The organism is Bacillus sp. A260 (assembly GCF_009861435.1).
In the GTDB taxonomy this organism is placed as follows: domain Bacteria; phylum Bacillota; class Bacilli; order Bacillales; family Bacillaceae_G; genus Bacillus_A; species Bacillus_A cereus.
The window spans coordinates 2,555,758-2,574,013 of sequence record NZ_CP046398.1 but is presented as its reverse complement, the minus strand read 5'-3'; the positions used below and the strand labels follow the sequence as shown (position 1 = coordinate 2,574,013).

Here is an 18,256-nt window from a genome sequence, read left to right as displayed (position 1 = left end):
TCTGAAGTTTTAGAAATAATAGGCGGAATATTTACATTTTTACATTATTTCTTTAGAAAAAATGGTTATTGGAATGATATAATAAGTGGATGTATTGCTTTTACTGGATGTAAAGATATTTTAGGAGAGGTGTCATTGAAATATTTTACAAGAGAATGGTATAAAAAAATGCAAGTTTTAGAATTTGTAAGTTTTATAGAGTCTATAAAAGAATGGTCGGAAATGGATATACAAAGTTTAAAGGAAGAAATAGAGGAAAGGAAAATAGATTTATTAAAATTCCTTCCTGAATCGATATACTCAATTATACAAAACATCACAATTAATTCAGAATATCCATCAGGTGAACTGAAAAAACGTATGCAAGAGTGGACAACAGATTATGAGAAAAGAATGGCACAATTAGATCAATCATACGTAGAATATTTTAATTCCATTGAGAAAAAACTTCCGTCAAATGTCGCTCAGTTACACAAGACATCACTACACGATAGTGTAATTAAAGTAATAAAGAGAGAATCAGAAGATACTTTGTCTATCGTATTAGATTGCAGTGGTACTTTTAGTGAATTTGATAAACTTGAAGTAACCTTTATAGGAGTAACAAATTGTTCTATGCCGGAAAACTTTGAAAATGCTTGGTGGTTATATCATGAAATAGCTCTTACTGAAGATGGTTTTGAACTAGGTGTTTTATTTGACTGTCCATTTAGAGAAGTGACGATTTGTGCGACAGATGTATTACTTGTGAATAAATAATTTTTTATGGAGCATTACAAACGTTTGACATAATAAAAAAATAAAGTTATTGTAGATACATGAAGTCTACAATAGGGGCTGTACTATGAAATATTCTAAAGCTACAAATTATGCTCTTCATACAATACTTTTTCTGGCAAAGGCTACACCAAATAAGTTAGTTAGTGTTCACCAATTAGCAGAAATGCAAAATGTTTCACCAACGTACTTGTCTAAAATACTAACTAAGTTGACGAAGGAAGGGATGATACATTCATCATCTGGTCCAAAGGGCGGTTACTCGCTTAGTAAGAATTGGGAAGATATTTCATTTTTAGATATTATACATGCAATTGAAGGTAAAACATCATTGTTTGAATGTTGTTTACATGACAAACCGGGATGTTTAATTAATGAAGTAATGCTTGCAGCAGAAGAGAAAATGGAAGAAGAGTTACGAAATCAAAAAATCGTAGCTCTTGCGAAAAAAATAAAAGTGGATTTTTAATCTGCTTTTATTTTTAAATTAATTAAGGATAAAAAGACTCTTTGATATCTTTAATTGTAGTTAGAAAATGATATGAAGAAGGAGAGAAGATGATGACTAAATTTTGGAATGATCGATATAAATCAGATGAATATTTTTACGGGGAAGAACCTAATACATTTATTAAAGAACAAGCATTTCGTTTAGCAAATCACAATAAAGTAATAGCTTTCGCGGAGGGAGAAGGTAGAAATGCTGTATTTCTAGCAAGACAAGGGAACGAAGTAACAGCTATTGATTATTCGGAAGATGGATTAGAGAAGACAAAAAAATTGGCAGAGAAGCATAACGTAAACGTGCATACAAAAAAAGTAGATTTATTAGCTGATAGTTTGCCAGAAAATGAATATGATGCAGCAATTATGGTATTTGGACATTTTCATGATGATTATAAAAAAATGATATTAGGTAAAATGATACAAACGATAAAGCCTGGTGGTTTAATTATGTTTGAAGTTTACTCAAAAAAACAAATAAACTATGGTACTGGTGGACCAAAAGATGTTGATATGCTGTATGATCCAATTGATATCCTTACTTGGTGTGAAGAACATAAGGTAATTCATTTCTTTAATGGCGAACAAGAGCGAATTGAAGGGAAAGGGCACACTGGTTTAGCTGATGTTATTCAAGTTGTTATTAGAAAATGAATATAAGTGTTAATGAAAGTTAAATGTATGAATGTAAAAGACCAGTCATGTAAGACTGGTCTTTCTATTTAGATACTAAATTATCAAGCTTCCAATATGTATCTGTTAACGGCGCTGCTTTGCTATCTATGTATAAATACATATTATTTAAATCTTTTGGTGAAGTTTTCAGTTCAAATACAACGTCAGTAGTTAAAGAGAACTCGTGTGGAACATTTTTATAGTGCTCGTCATCTATCGGATGAGCTTCACCTTCATATTTCTCACCAGTTTTTTCATCTTGTATGAAATATTTTATTTCCGAAAGATCAATAGTTTGTCCATCGTCTCGAACATTATTAATCATAACACGAGTAGTAAGGCGCCGCTCTTTGTCTATTTTTTCAAACTTTGCATTCTCAACTGTCGCTCTATAGTATTCGTTTTTAACTATTTCTCCATAGTGCATTGCATTCTTTTCGAGAGCGCTCTTTTCTTGTTTTGATGTAGTATTGCTATTACATCCTGTTAATATTCCAGTAAATAATAATGCTGTACATGTCGTTTTGATTAATGATTTCATAGTAATCCCTTTCTGTATTAAAAAGTAAAACATAGGAATAATTTTACATCAATAGGAAGGTAAATGGAAGTGTTTTTGCGTAATATACAGATATACATTTATTTGGTTGTCAAGTTAACAGGATAGAAAGAGGGAGAAGACTGTATAAAACGGAATAAATAAGAATTGAAAATATTGTAAAACGGAAGAGGCATGCATATAATTAAAATAAAGTTTAAGTTTCTGAACCTTCAATAACGGTGGTGATAACATGTTTACTGAAGAACGTCGAGAGAAAATTTTAGAACGACTTAATACAGATGGAAGAGTAATAGCAAAGGATCTTGCGGAAAGATTTGATATGTCTATTGATTCTATAAGAAGAGATTTGTCTATTATGGAAAAGGATGGTTTATTAAAAAGAACGCACGGAGGTGCAATTGAACTTACGCGAGTGAGAAACTTAGCTGCGGAACCAACTAAACGTTATAGTGATAGCTCAATATATGAGGACACAATTGCAAGAGTTGCGGTATCTTATATACAAGAAGGTGATTCAATTTTTATTGGCGGGGCTCCCGTTCATAATGCGATGCTGAAATATTTACCGGAAGTATCATTTACGGTTATTACGAATTCTATAGAAATAGCTGGTTATCTACGAGAATATAAGAATATTGATACGTATTTAATTGGCGGAAAAGTAAAACCTTCAGGGAATATTACTGATACACTTGCCTCTGAATTGATAAGTAGATTTTCTATTGATCTTTATTTCTCCACAGGTGGAGGCATTTCATTACAAGGTATTAGTACTGCAACACCTGAAGTTGCTTATTTTAGTAAAAGAGTAAGTGAAATTGCTAGAAGAAATATTTGTTTAGTTCCGCATAATAAACTTGGAATAGATTGTTTTATAAGAGGAGAGTCTCTAAAAGAAATTGACATTATTATAACTGACGAAGAGGCTAGTAAAGAAACTGTTCAGGACTTTGAGAAACAAGGTAAACAAGTTGTAATAGCACCATTATATTCATTTGAAAGGAGTTTGACATGATTGTAAAAGAGCAAGAGTTTTATATAAATGGATTAACTTATACAATTCGTTCTGCAGCTGAGAAAGATGCTGAGCAGTTATCGAAAATTAGAGTTCAGATTGATGGAGAAACTGAAAATATGGATAGAGATGCTGGAGAGGGATTTATAGATGACCTAGGGTTTCAAAAAATAATAAAAACAGATAGTGAAGAGACTAAGAATCTCTTTTTAGTTGCAGAAGTGCACAATCGAATCGTTGGATTTTCAAGATGTGAAGGATCAAATTTTAAGAGATTATCTCATAAAGTGGAGTTTGGCGTTTGCATTTTAAAAGAGTTTTGGGGATATAGAATGGGGAAGAGCCTATTACAACAATCTATTAAATGGGCTGACGAAAATGCAGTAAATAAAATATCTTTACAAGTATTAGAGACAAACGAGAAAGCTATTCATCTTTATAAAAAATTAGGTTTTGAAGTAGAAGGCATTTTGAAAAATGACAAAAGACTATCGGATGGAAAGTATTATAATACGGTATTGATGGGAAGATTTACTAATACTTTTCATGAAAGAGGTGAAGAAGTATGTTTTACAGAAGGAAGTACTATGTAGTGAAAAATGAATTTATAGAAGTATTTAATGATCATTTCAATAATACCAACTTACCTAATCAATTAAAGCATGGTTCTAGGCTAATAGGACGCTGGATGAAAGATAATAAGAATGGTACGTCTGAAGTATTTGCCATATGGGAATATGATAGTTATGAACAGTATAATGAAATAGAATCGAAAATTAGAAGTGACGAGAGGCATATTAAAGGAATACATGAATGGTATGAAAACCATGGCGGGAAAGAATATGTTTTACAGGAGTACATAGTAGAGATGAAAAATGAAGAGTTAGTATGTACTGTAAAGTAACAGAGGGGTGAGGGATAATAGAAATTAAAACAAAATTATATTTTAGTTTAGCATCCGCTATTTTATTTGCAATAGCCGTGATTGTTTTCTTTATAAATGGTAATCCACAAAAGTGGTTTTGGTTATGTATTTTGTTTGCGTCCATTATACAAAATATAGTGCTACTAAAAAAGAATAAAGAAGTGCATTAGGATATTCAAATTATTAACATATTTGTGTCGTATTGCTAGTTGTATTGAAAACGCTTTTATTCAGTTTTATAATAAAAGTATGTTTTATAAATCTCCAAAACAATTAAAAGGGAGATGATACAATGTTAGCTTCACCGTTTTACTTACATACATGGAAAAAGTTTGTTAATGAAGGTGTTCTTGATTCGAACCGTATAAATGAAAGAATTTCAGAGTCATGGCATCGATGTAAACAGGCTAATGTTAATCCTCACATGAATAAAGGTCAGAAAGTTTTGTCTTCTAATATTTTTCGAGAACAAAAGAAAAAGAGTGAAATTTTCCTTGATATAGCATTACCCCAAATACAAAATATGAGAAAAACCATTGATGAACTACAAATGATGGCATTATTAATCGATCCAGATGGTTATGTCCTATCCTTAAGTGGAAATAAACAAACGTTAAAGCGAGCGAAACATATTAATTTTATTGAAGGTGTAAAATGGACGGAAGCAGCTGTGGGGACAAACGCAATAGGAACAGCGCTAGAAATTGAAGAAGCTATTATGATAAGTGGTACTGAACATTACTCCGTGGTATCTCATAGCTGGAGTTGTGCGGCTGCTCCCATTCATAACGATGACGGGAAATTAATTGGTATTTTAGATTTCTCCTGTCCAATTGAATTTTCGCATCCATATATGCTCGGTATGGTAACTTCAATTGCACATGCGATTGAACGTGAATGTAGCATAAGAGTTCATCAAAATGAATTACACTTAATCCATCGTTTTTTAGATGTCATTGATAGTGATGAACAAGTAGTTATTTGTAATCATCGTGATGTTATCGTTTCTGCGAGTAAGAGCGTTCGGGAACGAGTAACTAATTGGTCAAGAATGAAACTTGAAGATTTAGTGCACCATGGATTGGAAACTAAATTAGAAATACCAGTATATAGTAATGAAAGAATGATCGGGAAATGTATGTATTTAAAGGAAAACAAACAAATGAATACATATTCTGCTTTCACATTTATAAAAGGAATTACTTTTCCAGGAGTTACCGGGACAAGCAAAGCATTTCAACACACACTAGAAGAAATTAAGCTTGTTTCACCGACTGATGCTAGTGTGTATGTATGTGGTGAGACAGGAGTAGGAAAGGAATATGTCGCGAGAGCGATTCATGAAAATAGTCCAAGAAAAGACGGGCCCTTTATAGCTGTTAATTGTGGTTCTTTGCCTAAAGAATTAATGGAAAGTGAATTGTTCGGTTATGCTGAAGGTGCGTTTACAGGTGCGCGACGTCAAGGGTATAAAGGGAAATTTGAACAAGCGAATGGAGGAACATTATTTTTAGATGAAATTGGTGAAGTACCACCAGAGATGCAAGTAGCATTATTGCGTGTTTTACAAGAACGTACAATAACTCCAATAGGAAGTTCAAAAGAGGTACCAGTAAATATTCGTATTATTACTGCCACACATAAAGATTTACTAAGGTTAGTAGAAGAAGGGAAATTCCGTCAAGATTTATATTATCGTTTACATGTTTATCCACTATATGTTCCATCGTTAATAGAAAGAAAAGAGGATATTCCATATTTTATACAACACTTTTGCGAACGGAAGAATTGGAATGTTGTATTTCCGAAGAGTATTTGTAATCAATTTTTACAACATACATGGCCCGGAAATATTCGAGAACTAGTAAATGCATTAGAACGCATTTACATTTTGTCGCAAGGACGGGAAATATGCGAAAAACAAGTCGCTTTTTTGATACAAACAATGATGGGAAATCAACAACAACTTGAGTTACAAGTTGAAAATAAAACCGAACATACATTGAATTTTCGCGAAAAAATACAGCGTGATAGCATGATTGAAGCATTACAAAAGACAAACGGAAATGTTTCATTAGCTGCAAAACTATTAGATGTACCCCGTAGTACATTTTATAAACGAATGCAAAAATATAAGTTATAAAGTAGATTTTTGTAATCTACTTTTTCTTTGTGGGCTCATGTTCTGTCGGAATGTGCGCTTACCGGGGAAATAATAGAATTGTTAGAAGGGAAATTTCCTAATGGGGGTTAGTGTGTGAAGTACATTGAAATTGGAATCGGGAATAGGTGGTTCGTTCGAACAGAAACCGAAAATAAAGATGGAACTGAATTTGAAGAACGAGGAATTATAAAACCTATTTATTTTGAGTCACTATATGTACGAATGTGGTTTCGGAAAACGTGTTTAATTTTTGATACGAAAGAAGGATTTAAAAAGATTAAGAAGGGGAGGATTGAATATAAATTTATAGTTGGAATTGTCAGTAGACTGAATAAAGAAGAAGTGGGCTAACATACGTAGTTATATTGGACAGGAAATTCTTTTGACTTATATCAAATTCATGAAAAGCACATTTACTAAATATAAATTGTTAATAAAACCACTAAAAATTATTATCAAGACCTAAAAGCTAAAAATCCTAAAAAAATAAAGGTGAGCGCATATTATACATGACTAATATGTACTCACCTTTATTTTATTGTTCAATTAAAGGGCCAGATTGTTGAGGAAACAGGAATAATAAGAATACTCAAAATATTGTTTGTGAAGTGTTACACTTAAACTAACGGGCAGTTTAGCTTAAGTACATTTTTTCACAAATTTAAATGGGGAAATTTCCCCATTTTTTATACCAGCTTAACGTTGATTCGGGAATATTGAACTTCGCTACCTGCTAATTGAATTCTACTTCATCTGGAGACCTTTAAATTAAAATGCTTCCTTTCTTCTGACAGACTTATTAAATTTCGAAAACAATCAATTCAATCATCTTTTCGTATAGAAAAACTTATTAAGAAACATGCACTAGAAAAAATATAAATCATATATAGGAGATATCCCGTTTGAATGCTTGAGGAGGATATTATGAAACCTATGTTACCTAGTGAAAAATATTTCGGTAATTTAGAACTAGTTTATGCATTTTATGGGGCTATGCCTACAGGTGTTACTGTTTCAGAAACCGGTCGTATTTTCATTTGCTTTCCGAAATGGGGAGACGATGTTAAATTTACGGTGGCGGAAATTTTTGAGGATAAATTGCAGCCTTATCCTAATTTACAAACCAATTTGGCTAACCCCGAGAATATCCCAATGACTTTCATCAGTGTCCAAAGTGTAGTTGCTGATGGAAGGGGAACGCTTTGGATATTAGATACAGCGGCACCCAATTTTTCTGAACCTATTAAAGGGGGAGCAAAATTAGTCGCTGTTGATTTAGAAACCAATACAATAAGAAAAGTATATACCTTTACAGAAGATGTTGTCCTGCCTACAACTTATCTGAATGATGTCCGTTTTGATTTTCGTGTTGGAAAAGCAGGTTATGCCTATATAACGGATTCTTCTTCGAGAGGACCAGGAGCTATTATCGTCGTAGATTTATCAAATGGAAACGCGTTTAGACGGTTAAATGGAGCAAATTCAACTTCACCCGATCCCTATTTTTTACCGAAAGTAGAAGGTCAAATTTTAATGAATCGAAACAAAGACGGTTCAACTTCTCCATTTAGGTTGGCGTCTGATAGTCTTGCGATTTCTCCCGATGGAAAGATATTATTTTTTGCTCCACTAACCAGTCGGCATTTGTTCTCGATCTCAACAGAAGCCCTGAGAGACAGAACGATATCGGACATGAATTTACCTTATCATGTGGAGTATTGGGGAGAAAAAGGTGCGTCTGATGGAATGATCACTGATGCAAAGGGAACTGTTTATGCTGGAGATTATGAAAACAACAGTATCCGTAAGATATTGCCAAATGGCATAATGGAAACTATTGCACATGATCCGAGAATTTTGTGGCCGGATACTTTTTCAATTGGTCCGGATCAATATTTGTATGTCATTGTGAACCAATTACATCGACAGCCTAGATTTCATTATGGAAAAGACTTACGACAGAAACCTTATAGTTTACTTCGTATCAAAATTGATGAATTTCCTGCTCCGACCTTTTCATAATAAAAATAGTCAATTAATTGTTTTCATTGATAGAAAATGATCAAACTTTTTTATAAAACCAAAACATAAACCTGCTGGATAAGAATCCATTTTGATCAATCTTTTTCAAAATGGATTCTTTTTATTTACCATAGAATACGGGTTAACACGATATTTTTAATCAAACTTTATTTTAAAATTACGAAGAAACTCATGAATGTTTAAAAAAATATGGTGAAGTAGTAATACCCGAACTTATGAGTGAAATTAATGAAAAGTTAAAATGGGATGTTGTTAGTTATGTAGATCATAAGGAGTATGCTTTATGGCCACTACTAAAATATTTTAAAAAGATAATTAAACAAGATTCACAAGAATGGAAAACGCGAGGTTTAGAACTGTATAAATTATCTAGTGTAGCAGATATAAAGGGGAGTAATTTTCTTATCCTTTCTATATAGAAATTGCTATTGGTATTATTATACAATAGGTGTCAGAAAATACAGTTGTTTATTATTGGAGTGGGAGAGAATTATATGTCGATGTCGCTATATTATAAAAAAATCCGTGAGCAATTAGGCCATGAACTAATTCTAATACCGAGTGTAGCTGCTGTTATAAAGAATGGGCAGGGAGATATTTTGTTTCAATATCCTGGCGGGGAATACTGGAGTTTGCCAGCTGGAGCAATTGAGCCTGGAGAAACTCCAGAAGAAGCGGTAGTTCGTGAAGTGTGGGAAGAAACGGGTTTGAAAGTGCAAGTAAAAAAACAAAAAGGGGTATTTGGAGGGGAAAGGTTCCGTCATATATATCCGAATGGCGATCAAGTAGAATATATTGTTGTTGTGTTTGAATGTGAAATTACTAGTGGAAAACTGAAATCGATAGATGGTGAATCTTTAAAACTACAATATTTCTCATTTTCTGAAAAGCCTACTTTAGCGCTACCATACCCAGATAATATATTTTTATAGATGTAAAATAACACACCTTACTTATTGAAGGTGTGTTATTTATATAACCCGGTCGTATACATCTCCGTTAACGTATACACAATTTCCTCTAAGTTAATCTTTTTATCATTTTGCGTAATAGTCCAAAGAAACGATTCATTCATCGCGAACCAACCGCGTGCTACAATCTCTTTATTTAAATTAGGTTGTGCTAATCCACTTTCTTGAGAGTAAGTAATATCCTGTTTAATACTTGTTATAAAACGTTCCCGAATCTCATCCCATTTTTGCCGTATTTCTCTTGATAATCCTATCGCTTCCTCTACAACTTGCAAAATAGCGCGTTCTGCATCTGCTAATTGCAGGAATGCTCTAACTTGATTTTGGATCATTATACGTGCTTCCTCTTTTGTTTGTGGAGAAAAAGAGCGCTCAGCAATATTATAAAATTGATTCATAACATCTTCCATTAAACTAATTAGGAGATCATCTTTGTTTTTGAAGTATACATATGCTGTTCCATAACCAGTTTCTGCATGTTTAATAATTTGTGTAATTGTCGTTTTTTGAAATCCATTATTTATAAAAATAGTGTAACCAGAGTGTAATAGTTTCTTCTTCGTTTCTAAGGAGCGGTGTTTTCTTGATGAAAGAGTAGAGTTTTTCAAAGAATCACCTCTTTATACTGAAATATCTGAAAATATAACTGTATTGTAAAAGAAGTTCATATATAAAGTCAACTGACATAATATCATTGACGTTGTATCAATTAAGGTGATATATTTCAATTAGTTAGAATAAAAAGAAAATTAAGAGAAGGTGACACCATGTATAAAGAACCATTTCAACCAACTTATGAGTATGCGCTTGAATGTGATAAACATGATGAACTGAAAGATTTTCAAACTGAATTCTATAAAAAAGAAGGTACTATATATTTAGATGGAAACTCATTAGGGCTACTTTCAAAAAGAGCAGAGAAATCATTACTTACGTTGCTAGATTCGTGGAAAGAGTATGGCATTGACGGCTGGACAGAAGGTGAGCACCCGTGGTTTTTCCTTTCAGAGAAATTAGGTAAACTTACAGCCCCTCTTATTGGTGCTTTACCGGAAGAAACTATTGTAACCGGTTCTACAACTACAAATATACACCAAGTTATTGCGACGTTTTACGAACCAAAAGGAATACGTACAAAAATACTTGCGGATGAATTAACTTTCCCATCAGATATTTATGCACTTCAAAGTCAAATTCGTTTAAAAGGATTAGATCCAGAGGAGCATTTAGTAAGAGTGAAAAGCCGAGATGGTAGAACACTTTCTGAAGAAGATATTATTTATGCGATGGAAGATGATATCGCTTTAATTTTATTACCTTCTGTTTTATATAGAAGTGGTCAAATTCTGGATATGAAACGTTTAACAACGGAAGCTCATAAACGCGGCATTCATATCGGATTTGATTTATGCCATTCAATAGGATCTATTCCGCATCATTTCAAAGATTGGGATGTCGATTTTGCTGTTTGGTGCAATTATAAATATTTAAATGCAGGACCGGGTGGCGTTGCAGGAATTTATGTGAATAATAAACATTTTAATAGACTACCAGGGTTGTCTGGATGGTTTAGTTCTAGAAAAGATAAGCAGTTTGATATGGAGCATACATTAACAGCTGCTGATCATGCAGGTGCTTATCAAATTGGTACACCGCACGTTTTAAGTACAGCACCATTAATTGGTTCACTTGAAATTTTCAAAGATGCTGGTATTGAACGTTTACGTGAGAAATCTTTACATATTACGAGATACATGCTGAATTTAATTGGACATGAATTAAAAGATTTCGAATTTATAATTGGAAATCCATTAGAGGATGAAAAACGAGGCGGGCACATTTATTTAGAGCATGCAGAAGCAGCACGTATATGTAAAGCACTAAAAGCAAATGGAGTAATTCCAGATTTTAGAGCGCCAAATGGGGTGAGACTTGCGCCGGTCGCTTTATATAACACATACGAAGAAGTGTGGAAATCTGTACAAATATTAAAGAAAATTATGAAAAATGAAGAGTATAAGCAGTTTGAAAATAAGCGAGAGGTTGTGGCATAAATATGAAAACATCAGAGTGGATTGATATTTCACAACCGCTAAATAATAATATTGCAACGTGGCCAGGAGACACACCGTTCTCGTATGAAGTTTCATGGTCAAAAGAAGAAAGTGGCTCAGTAAATGTCGGAAAGTTAACGATGAGTATTCATACAGGCACTCATATTGATGCACCATTTCATTTTGATAATGATGGAAAGAAAGTATTGGATTTAGATGTTCAAGTTTATGTTGGCCCAGCACGGATTATTGACGTTTCTAATCTTGAAAGCATCGGGAAAAAGGAATTAGAAAGCTTTCATTTAGAAGGTGTAGAACGATTATTATTACGTACATCTTCACATGGAAAAGCTGAAGAATTTCCAGAGGTGATCCCTCATTTACGTGCAGACATAGCGTCGTTTCTTTCAGAGAAAGGTATTCGTTTAATCGGAGTAGATGTACCATCAGTTGATCCGCTAGATGATAAAGAATTAGCAGCGCATCATCAATTATTTAAACATGGAATTCATATTTTAGAAAATGTCGTACTAGATCATGTAGCAGACGGTGATTATGAACTTATTGCATTACCACTTGCATTAACTGATGCAGATGGAAGTCCAGTTCGAGCCGTTATTAGACCAATATAAGTAGAATCATATAAAAGGGGCGTTTGGCTAATATGAAAGAAAATGAAAAAGTAATTATGGAAAAAGGGATTCATACGGATTTTAAAGAGAATATGACGTATGGGGAGTATTTACAATTAGATAGTTTACTATCTTCTCAAAAAAGATTATCGGACCATCATGATGAAATGTTATTTATCGTTATTCACCAAGCAAGTGAGCTTTGGATGAAGCTCATTTTACATGAGCTAAATGCGGCGATTGAATCTATTAAACAAGATAAATTACAACCAGCTTTTAAAATGTTAGCACGTGTATCAAAAATTCAGTCTCAAATTATTCAATCTTGGGATATTCTTGCGACATTAACACCATCAGAATATATTGAGTTTCGTGATTCACTCGGTCAAGCTTCAGGTTTTCAATCGTATCAATATCGTATGATTGAGTATGCACTTGGCTATAAAACGCCACACGCATTAAAAATTTATGAAAAGGATCCAGAATTACATGCACGACTTCATAAAGCGCTACATGCACCAAGTCTATATGATGTCGCGATTCAAGCATTAGTAAAAGAAGGATTCCCTATTCATAAAGATGTATTAAACCGTGATATTACGCAGCCTTATGAAGAAGATGCAACAGTAGAAGCAGCATGGTTGGAAGTGTATGCGGATGTGAAAAAATATTGGAATTTATATCAGCTTGCTGAAAAATTGATTGATATTGAAGACTGGCTACAACAATGGCGTTTCCGTCATATGAAAACAGTAGAAAGAATTATTGGACATAAAATGGGTACAGGTGGATCCTCCGGTGTTTCTTATTTAAAGCGAGTACTTGATCAACAATTCTTCCCAGAGCTTTGGAATGTTCGTACGAAATTATAAAAATAAACCTGTCAGTTCATTATGGCTGACAGGTTTATTTTTATTTGAGCACAATTATGTTTAAAATGAAGGAACAAGATATAATAAATGGAGTAACTATTTAAATGGAGGTAAAGTTTTTGGATTTCAAGCAACTAGAAAATAAATTCGAAAAGAAAAAAGTGAATACATTTCTTGTTTATCAAAAAGGGGAATTAACAACTGAGTATTATAAAACACCCGAATGTGCAAATAACTTATATAAAATAAATTCGATTACAAAAAGTATCGTATCTTTATTAATTGGTATTGCAATTGATAAGGGCTATATAAATGATATACATACATCAATTACAGAGTGGATTGAAAATGTACCTGGGGAAAAACATGATTTAACGCTATATCACTTATTAACAATGACTACTGGTGAGGACTGGAAAGAGTTTGGGAATGGAGTAGTATTCCCAAATGACTTTGTAGAATCAGAGAACTGGGTACAGTACATATTAGAAAAGCCAATAATTGAAGAACCTGCTACAAAAATGAATTATAATTCAGGTTCTTCTCATTTACTGAGCTATATTATTCAAGAAGCTACTGGAATGTCGACAGAGCGGTTTGCAAAGAAATATTTATTTGATCCATTAAAAATTAACGAATACGAGTGGCAACAAGATCCGCAGGGTATATATGTAGGTGGCTTCGGTATGAAAATGAAATCTACCGATTTATTAAAATTAGGAAAATTATGTTTGCAAAATGGATATTGGAATGAAAAAGAAATTGTATCAGCGAAATGGTTAAAAGAGTCAAGTAGGGCGCAATTTGAAACATATGAACATGTCGGCGCATATGGATATCACTGGTGGGTATTACATAACGAAAGATTTCACATACCGTATTGTATATATTTCGCTATGGGATACGGCGGACAATACATCGTTATCATTCCTCAATTAGAAGTAGTATCTATTATAAGTAGTCATATGCCAAAACGTGGGCTCGTTCCGTTAAAATTATTTATTGAGCATGTACAGGGAAATTCTAATTATATATAAGAAAAGGAGGGAATGTATGAAGGATGAAAAAATTTTATCTTTATTTAGACTATGTTTAAGCCTTCTAGCATTTAGTGCAATCATTACGCAATTTATAATACGGGCACAAGTGAAACCGTTCAATCCAGTTAACTTTTTTAGTTTCTTCACGATCGAAAGTAACATTTTAGTTGCATGTATTCTCCTTTTAAGTAGTATCGGAACAGCTACATTTGGTCGATCAGAACAGTTTGGTATACTTCGTGGTGCAGCAACGGTATACATACTTACGACTGGACTCATTTATTTTTTATTATTAAGAGGGTTAGAAGAATCACTTCAAACGGCAATACCATGGGTAAATACGGTGTTACATTATATCATGCCAATTGCTATGCTTTTAGATTGGATATTAAATCCACCAAATAAGAAAATCACTTGGAAACAAGCTTCAAGTTGGCTCTTATTCCCGTTTTTTTACGTTGTATATAGCTTAATTCGTGGTCCAATCGTGAATTGGTATCCTTATCCATTTTTAGATCCGAGAATAGGTGGATATGGTAGAGTACTTTTATACAGTATAGGGATAGCAGTTGTAATTGGCACTATTTGTATATTGGTAAGATTTTTAGGGAATCGATATTTTAGAAAAGAATTTTAGAAATGAAAGAAACCCGGCTGTTATGAATCTAAATAGCCGGGTTTCTTTCATTTTATCTACTCGTCTTCTGAAACGACATTTTAATAAATTTCTCCGTCTTCGTTTCAAATTCCACATCAACAAAAACACCATATTCTTTTCCGTCTTCACGTAGCCACAATTTGAATTTTTCAACTGTTATTTGAACGGTTTTTGGTTTTCTACCTATATGAAGGTAATCAATAATCTCTGCTTTTGGGTACTTTTCTTTCGTTTTCTCTACAGCAAGCTTACCCCATTTTGCATACGGCGGCTGCGCATGAACAATTGATGAGCTTGTATATACATTTGAACATGTTGTTAGGAACAGAAGGACGAGTGCGACACGCTTTAACAAATTCTTCATGATGAACTCCTTTTATCCTTTTTTTATATTGTTTACATTTTCTTTCTACGATATTAGTTTGGATTTTTTTGTCTTCTTTACATAAAAGCGAGGCTTTTACAAAACATAACCAAGAAATCATTTACATAATTAAGGAGGGAAAATTATGCGCCAAAAAGTTATGTTTAAAATAGCGGTTTTACTTGCGTTCATAGGACTGTCTTTAATGATCAGTAGTATACAACTAAAGAATGTAGAAGCATTTTCTAATCAAGTCATTCAAAGAGGAGCATCGGGCGAAGATGTCATTGAACTGCAATCTCGTTTAAAATATAACGGATTTTATACGGGAAAAGTAGATGGTGTTTTCGGATGGGGTACATATTGGGCACTTCGGAATTTTCAAGAGAAATTTGGATTACCCGTTGATGGTTTAGCTGGAGCTAAAACGAAGCAAATGCTCGTGAAGGCAACGAAGTATGACAAATCAACTGCTAATAAAGGAACGACAACGAATAAAGGAAATAGTGGTGGCACTGCACAAGAGAATAAACCACCTCAAAATAAAGGGACAAATGTTCCGAACGGTTATTCTCAAAATGATATTCAGCTGATGGCAAACGCAGTATACGGAGAATCACGTGGTGAACCGTATTTAGGACAAGTTGCAGTAGCTGCTGTTATTTTGAACCGTGTTACAAGTGCGTCATTCCCAAATACTGTTTCAGGTGTAATCTTTGAACCTAGAGCATTTACAGCGGTAGCCGATGGACAAATATATTTAACACCAAATGAAACAGCAAAAAAAGCAGTTTTAGATGCGATTAACGGATGGGATCCAACAGGAAATGCTTTATATTATTTCAATCCAGATACTGCGACTAGTAAATGGATTTGGACTCGTCCACAAATTAAAAAAATCGGTAAACATATTTTCTGTAAATAGAGCGGAGGTGGGACAATGTTACGAGGTATTATCATTGTATTATTAACAGTCGGTGTAGTAGGAACAGGCTATTGGGGCTATAAAGAGCACCAAGAGAAAAATGCGGTTTTAATTCGAGCGGAAAATAGCTATCAACGTGCATTCCATGATTTAGCATACGAAGTCGATTTATTACACGATAAAATTGGCACAACACTTGCGATGAATTCACGATCATCTTTATCACCTGCATTAGCGGATGTATGGCGTTTAACATCTGAAGCTCGCTCAGATGTAGGACAACTACCTTTAACATTAATGCCATTTAATAAAACGGAAGAATTTTTAGCGAATATCGGTGATTTCAGTTACCGTGCAGCCATTCGTGATTTAGAAAAAGAGCCGTTAAATGAGCAAGAATATAAAACGCTACAAACTTTATATTCAAATGCAGGAAATATACAAGATGAACTAAGAAAAGTACAACATCTTGTTTTGAAAAATAATTTACGCTGGATGGATGTAGAAATGGCACTTGCATCAAATCGCGATCCAGCAGATAACACAATTATTGATGGATTGAAAACTGTAGAGAAAAACGTAACATCATATTCTTCTACAAACTTCGGACCGACCTTTACAAGTGCGCAAAAAAATAAAAAAGGTGGATTTGAAGCGGAAGGAAAGGCAATTTCTAAAGATGAAGCGGCGAAAATTGCCAAATCGTTTTTGAATTTAAAAGGAAATGAAAAAGTAGATGTTGAGAAAAGCGGAAAAGGTGCGAAAGAATCCTTCTATAGTGTGAAAATTAAAGATGAAGCAACGAACAATGAGTTCTATATGGATATTACCGGAAAAGGCGGATATCCAATTTGGGTTATGAATAACCGCGAAATTAAAGAACAGAAAGTTAGTTTAAACGATGCAGGTAGTAAAGGTTTGAAATTTTTAAAGGACCATAAGTTTAATAATATGGAGCTTTATGATAGCTCTCAATATGATAATGTTGGTGTATTTACGTATGTAGTAAATGAAAATGGAGTACGAATTTATCCAGAAGCAATCCAAATGAAAATTGCTTTAGATGATGGTTCTATCGTTGGGTTCTCCGCAAAAGAATACTTAGCGTCACATCAAAAGCGAACAGTTCCATCGGCAAAGCTAACTGCAGCAGAAGCAAGAAAGAAAATCAATCCGGATGTAAAAGTCATGGAAGAACGTAAAGCTTTAGTAGTCAATGATTTGCATAATGAAGTGCTTTGCTATGAATTTGTAGGCACTTTAGGAAAAGATACGTACCAAATATTCATTAATGCTAATAGCGGGGCCGAGGAAAAGGTAAAGAAAATGCAAGCTGTTGAAAAAATTTATGATTAAACCTTAATAGTGAAGTGGTGAAAATAATGAAAACTCTAATATATATATTGATGCTTTGCTTCGTTATAACTGGATGCAGTATTGGAAAAAAAGACAATCCAAACGAAAAGCCGGAACAAAAAAATGTTTCAATGAAAAATGTTAATTATACGAATAAATCAAATAAGCCAAATGAAAAAGCAGCAGATCATTTAGCATCTTTAGCAGCAAGTGTGCCAGGTGTGAATGATGCAACAGCGGTCGTTGTTGGAAAATATGCTATTGTAGGTATTGATGTAAAAGCAAAACTTGATCGAACTCGAGTTGAATCAATTAAATACTCTGTTGCAGAAAGTTTAAAAAATGACCCTGACGGTGCTAATGCAGTCGTTGTAGCAGATGTTGATACGTATGAACGCCTCAAACAAATCGGAAAGCAAATTAAAAAAGGAAAAACAGGTGAAGGTATACTAGATGAATTAGCCGCTATTGTGGGCCGAGTAATGCCACAAGTTCCAAATGATATGATAGAAAATAGAGAAACGAATCCAATTAAAGATAATGATAAACAATTACCAAAAGATGAAGAACAAGAGTTAAGAAAAGAACAGGATGATCAATCAAATAATCATTTGAATAAATGAAATTAGCCTCGTACTTAATTGTACGAGGTTTTTAAATATAATATTAAATATTCAGTTTATTTTTAAGGGAATATATGGTTTAATTATCATGGGAGG

At 33.5% G+C, this 18,256-nt stretch carries 21 protein-coding genes; 18 read left to right on the top strand and 3 right to left on the bottom strand.

Annotated features, from left to right (window positions below):
* Nucleotides 1–135 precede the first annotated feature (135 nt).
* The 3 genes from GD442_RS12965 (at nucleotide 136) to GD442_RS12955 (ending at nucleotide 1,935) form a co-directional block, all read left to right on the top strand.
* Nucleotides 136–759, top strand: a complete 624-nt coding sequence (locus tag GD442_RS12965; protein WP_000873453.1) for a DUF4085 domain-containing protein — start codon at nucleotides 136–138, stop codon at nucleotides 757–759.
* An 85-nt stretch (nucleotides 760–844) separates the two neighbouring features.
* The gene (locus GD442_RS12960; protein WP_000877641.1) at nucleotides 845–1,246 is read left to right on the top strand and encodes an Rrf2 family transcriptional regulator; all 402 of its coding nucleotides are present in this window, start codon (nucleotides 845–847) and stop codon (nucleotides 1,244–1,246) included.
* A gap of 89 nt (nucleotides 1,247–1,335) precedes the next feature.
* Nucleotides 1,336–1,935, top strand: a complete 600-nt coding sequence (locus GD442_RS12955; RefSeq protein ID WP_002041261.1) for a class I SAM-dependent methyltransferase — start codon at nucleotides 1,336–1,338, stop codon at nucleotides 1,933–1,935.
* Between the two features lie 64 nt (nucleotides 1,936–1,999).
* Here the strand turns inward: GD442_RS12955 and GD442_RS12950 are convergent, their stop codons facing one another.
* The gene (locus GD442_RS12950; protein ID WP_000838466.1) at nucleotides 2,000–2,497 is read right to left on the bottom strand and encodes a hypothetical protein; all 498 of its coding nucleotides are present in this window, start codon (nucleotides 2,495–2,497) and stop codon (nucleotides 2,000–2,002) included.
* Nucleotides 2,498–2,747: 250 nt separating this feature from the next.
* Here GD442_RS12950 and GD442_RS12945 point away from each other — a divergent pair, with 250 nt between their 5' ends.
* The 7 genes from GD442_RS12945 to GD442_RS12915 all read left to right on the top strand — a co-directional run bounded on the left by GD442_RS12945 (nucleotide 2,748) and on the right by GD442_RS12915 (nucleotide 9,597).
* Nucleotides 2,748–3,533 carry a DeoR/GlpR family DNA-binding transcription regulator gene (locus GD442_RS12945; protein WP_000493652.1) on the top strand — a complete coding sequence of 262 codons (786 nt, stop codon included), beginning with the start codon at nucleotides 2,748–2,750 and terminating at the stop codon, nucleotides 3,531–3,533.
* Nucleotides 3,530–4,126, top strand: coding sequence for a GNAT family N-acetyltransferase (locus tag GD442_RS12940; RefSeq protein WP_000635680.1), 597 nt, complete (start codon nucleotides 3,530–3,532; stop codon nucleotides 4,124–4,126). Before GD442_RS12945 ends, GD442_RS12940 begins: the two co-directional genes overlap by 4 nt.
* The gene (locus GD442_RS12935; RefSeq protein WP_000499992.1) at nucleotides 4,099–4,437 is read left to right on the top strand and encodes an NIPSNAP family protein; all 339 of its coding nucleotides are present in this window, start codon (nucleotides 4,099–4,101) and stop codon (nucleotides 4,435–4,437) included. Before GD442_RS12940 ends, GD442_RS12935 begins: the two co-directional genes overlap by 28 nt.
* Before the next feature lie 313 nt (nucleotides 4,438–4,750).
* Complete coding sequence (locus GD442_RS12930) at nucleotides 4,751–6,601, top strand: sigma-54-dependent Fis family transcriptional regulator (RefSeq protein ID WP_000881429.1); 1,851 nt, start codon at nucleotides 4,751–4,753, stop codon at nucleotides 6,599–6,601.
* Nucleotides 6,602–6,715: 114 nt separating this feature from the next.
* On the top strand, nucleotides 6,716–6,973 hold the full coding sequence (locus GD442_RS12925) for a DUF3977 family protein (protein WP_000873846.1): 258 nt from the start codon (nucleotides 6,716–6,718) through the stop codon (nucleotides 6,971–6,973).
* Between the two features lie 573 nt (nucleotides 6,974–7,546).
* Entirely contained in the window at nucleotides 7,547–8,644 is a 1,098-nt protein-coding gene (locus GD442_RS12920) for an L-dopachrome tautomerase-related protein (RefSeq protein ID WP_000803864.1), read from the top strand.
* A 515-nt stretch (nucleotides 8,645–9,159) separates the two neighbouring features.
* On the top strand, nucleotides 9,160–9,597 hold the full coding sequence (locus GD442_RS12915; protein ID WP_000062938.1) for an NUDIX hydrolase: 438 nt from the start codon (nucleotides 9,160–9,162) through the stop codon (nucleotides 9,595–9,597).
* A gap of 35 nt (nucleotides 9,598–9,632) precedes the next feature.
* On the opposite strand, the gene GD442_RS12910 is transcribed toward GD442_RS12915, so the two are convergent.
* Nucleotides 9,633–10,244, bottom strand: coding sequence for a TetR/AcrR family transcriptional regulator (locus GD442_RS12910; RefSeq protein WP_000798536.1), 612 nt, complete (start codon nucleotides 10,242–10,244; stop codon nucleotides 9,633–9,635).
* Between the two features lie 159 nt (nucleotides 10,245–10,403).
* On the opposite strand from GD442_RS12910, the gene kynU reads away from it, so the two are divergent.
* The 5 genes from kynU (at nucleotide 10,404) to GD442_RS12885 (ending at nucleotide 14,871) form a co-directional block, all read left to right on the top strand.
* A complete protein-coding gene (gene kynU / locus GD442_RS12905) occupies nucleotides 10,404–11,690 on the top strand; it encodes a kynureninase (protein WP_000276301.1) in 1,287 nt (428 codons plus the stop codon).
* A 2-nt stretch (nucleotides 11,691–11,692) separates the two neighbouring features.
* On the top strand, nucleotides 11,693–12,322 hold the full coding sequence (gene kynB / locus GD442_RS12900; protein WP_000858074.1) for an arylformamidase: 630 nt from the start codon (nucleotides 11,693–11,695) through the stop codon (nucleotides 12,320–12,322).
* Nucleotides 12,323–12,354: 32 nt separating this feature from the next.
* On the top strand, nucleotides 12,355–13,194 hold the full coding sequence (gene kynA / locus GD442_RS12895) for a tryptophan 2,3-dioxygenase (protein ID WP_000661957.1): 840 nt from the start codon (nucleotides 12,355–12,357) through the stop codon (nucleotides 13,192–13,194).
* Between the two features lie 119 nt (nucleotides 13,195–13,313).
* Nucleotides 13,314–14,231, top strand: coding sequence for a serine hydrolase domain-containing protein (locus tag GD442_RS12890; protein ID WP_000346251.1), 918 nt, complete (start codon nucleotides 13,314–13,316; stop codon nucleotides 14,229–14,231).
* Between the two features lie 16 nt (nucleotides 14,232–14,247).
* On the top strand, nucleotides 14,248–14,871 hold the full coding sequence (locus GD442_RS12885) for a Pr6Pr family membrane protein (RefSeq protein ID WP_000650955.1): 624 nt from the start codon (nucleotides 14,248–14,250) through the stop codon (nucleotides 14,869–14,871).
* A 52-nt stretch (nucleotides 14,872–14,923) separates the two neighbouring features.
* Here GD442_RS12885 and GD442_RS12880 read toward each other — a convergent pair whose 3' ends face one another.
* Nucleotides 14,924–15,256 carry a YqzG/YhdC family protein gene (locus tag GD442_RS12880; protein WP_000793376.1) on the bottom strand — a complete coding sequence of 111 codons (333 nt, stop codon included), beginning with the start codon at nucleotides 15,254–15,256 and terminating at the stop codon, nucleotides 14,924–14,926.
* 145 nt (nucleotides 15,257–15,401) lie between these two features.
* Here GD442_RS12880 and sleB point away from each other — a divergent pair, with 145 nt between their 5' ends.
* From sleB to GD442_RS12865, 3 genes are read left to right on the top strand one after another with little or no spacing between them, the layout of a single operon-like run.
* Nucleotides 15,402–16,181 (top strand): spore cortex-lytic enzyme, encoded by a 780-nt coding sequence (gene sleB, locus GD442_RS12875; RefSeq protein WP_001249306.1) that lies wholly within the window; start codon nucleotides 15,402–15,404, stop codon nucleotides 16,179–16,181.
* A gap of 15 nt (nucleotides 16,182–16,196) precedes the next feature.
* Nucleotides 16,197–17,537: a germination protein YpeB gene (ypeB, locus tag GD442_RS12870; RefSeq protein ID WP_000943727.1), complete on the top strand. Its 1,341-nt coding sequence runs from the start codon at nucleotides 16,197–16,199 to the stop codon at nucleotides 17,535–17,537.
* A gap of 26 nt (nucleotides 17,538–17,563) precedes the next feature.
* The gene (locus tag GD442_RS12865; protein ID WP_000854053.1) at nucleotides 17,564–18,160 is read left to right on the top strand and encodes a YhcN/YlaJ family sporulation lipoprotein; all 597 of its coding nucleotides are present in this window, start codon (nucleotides 17,564–17,566) and stop codon (nucleotides 18,158–18,160) included.
* Nucleotides 18,161–18,256: the final 96 nt, after the last annotated feature.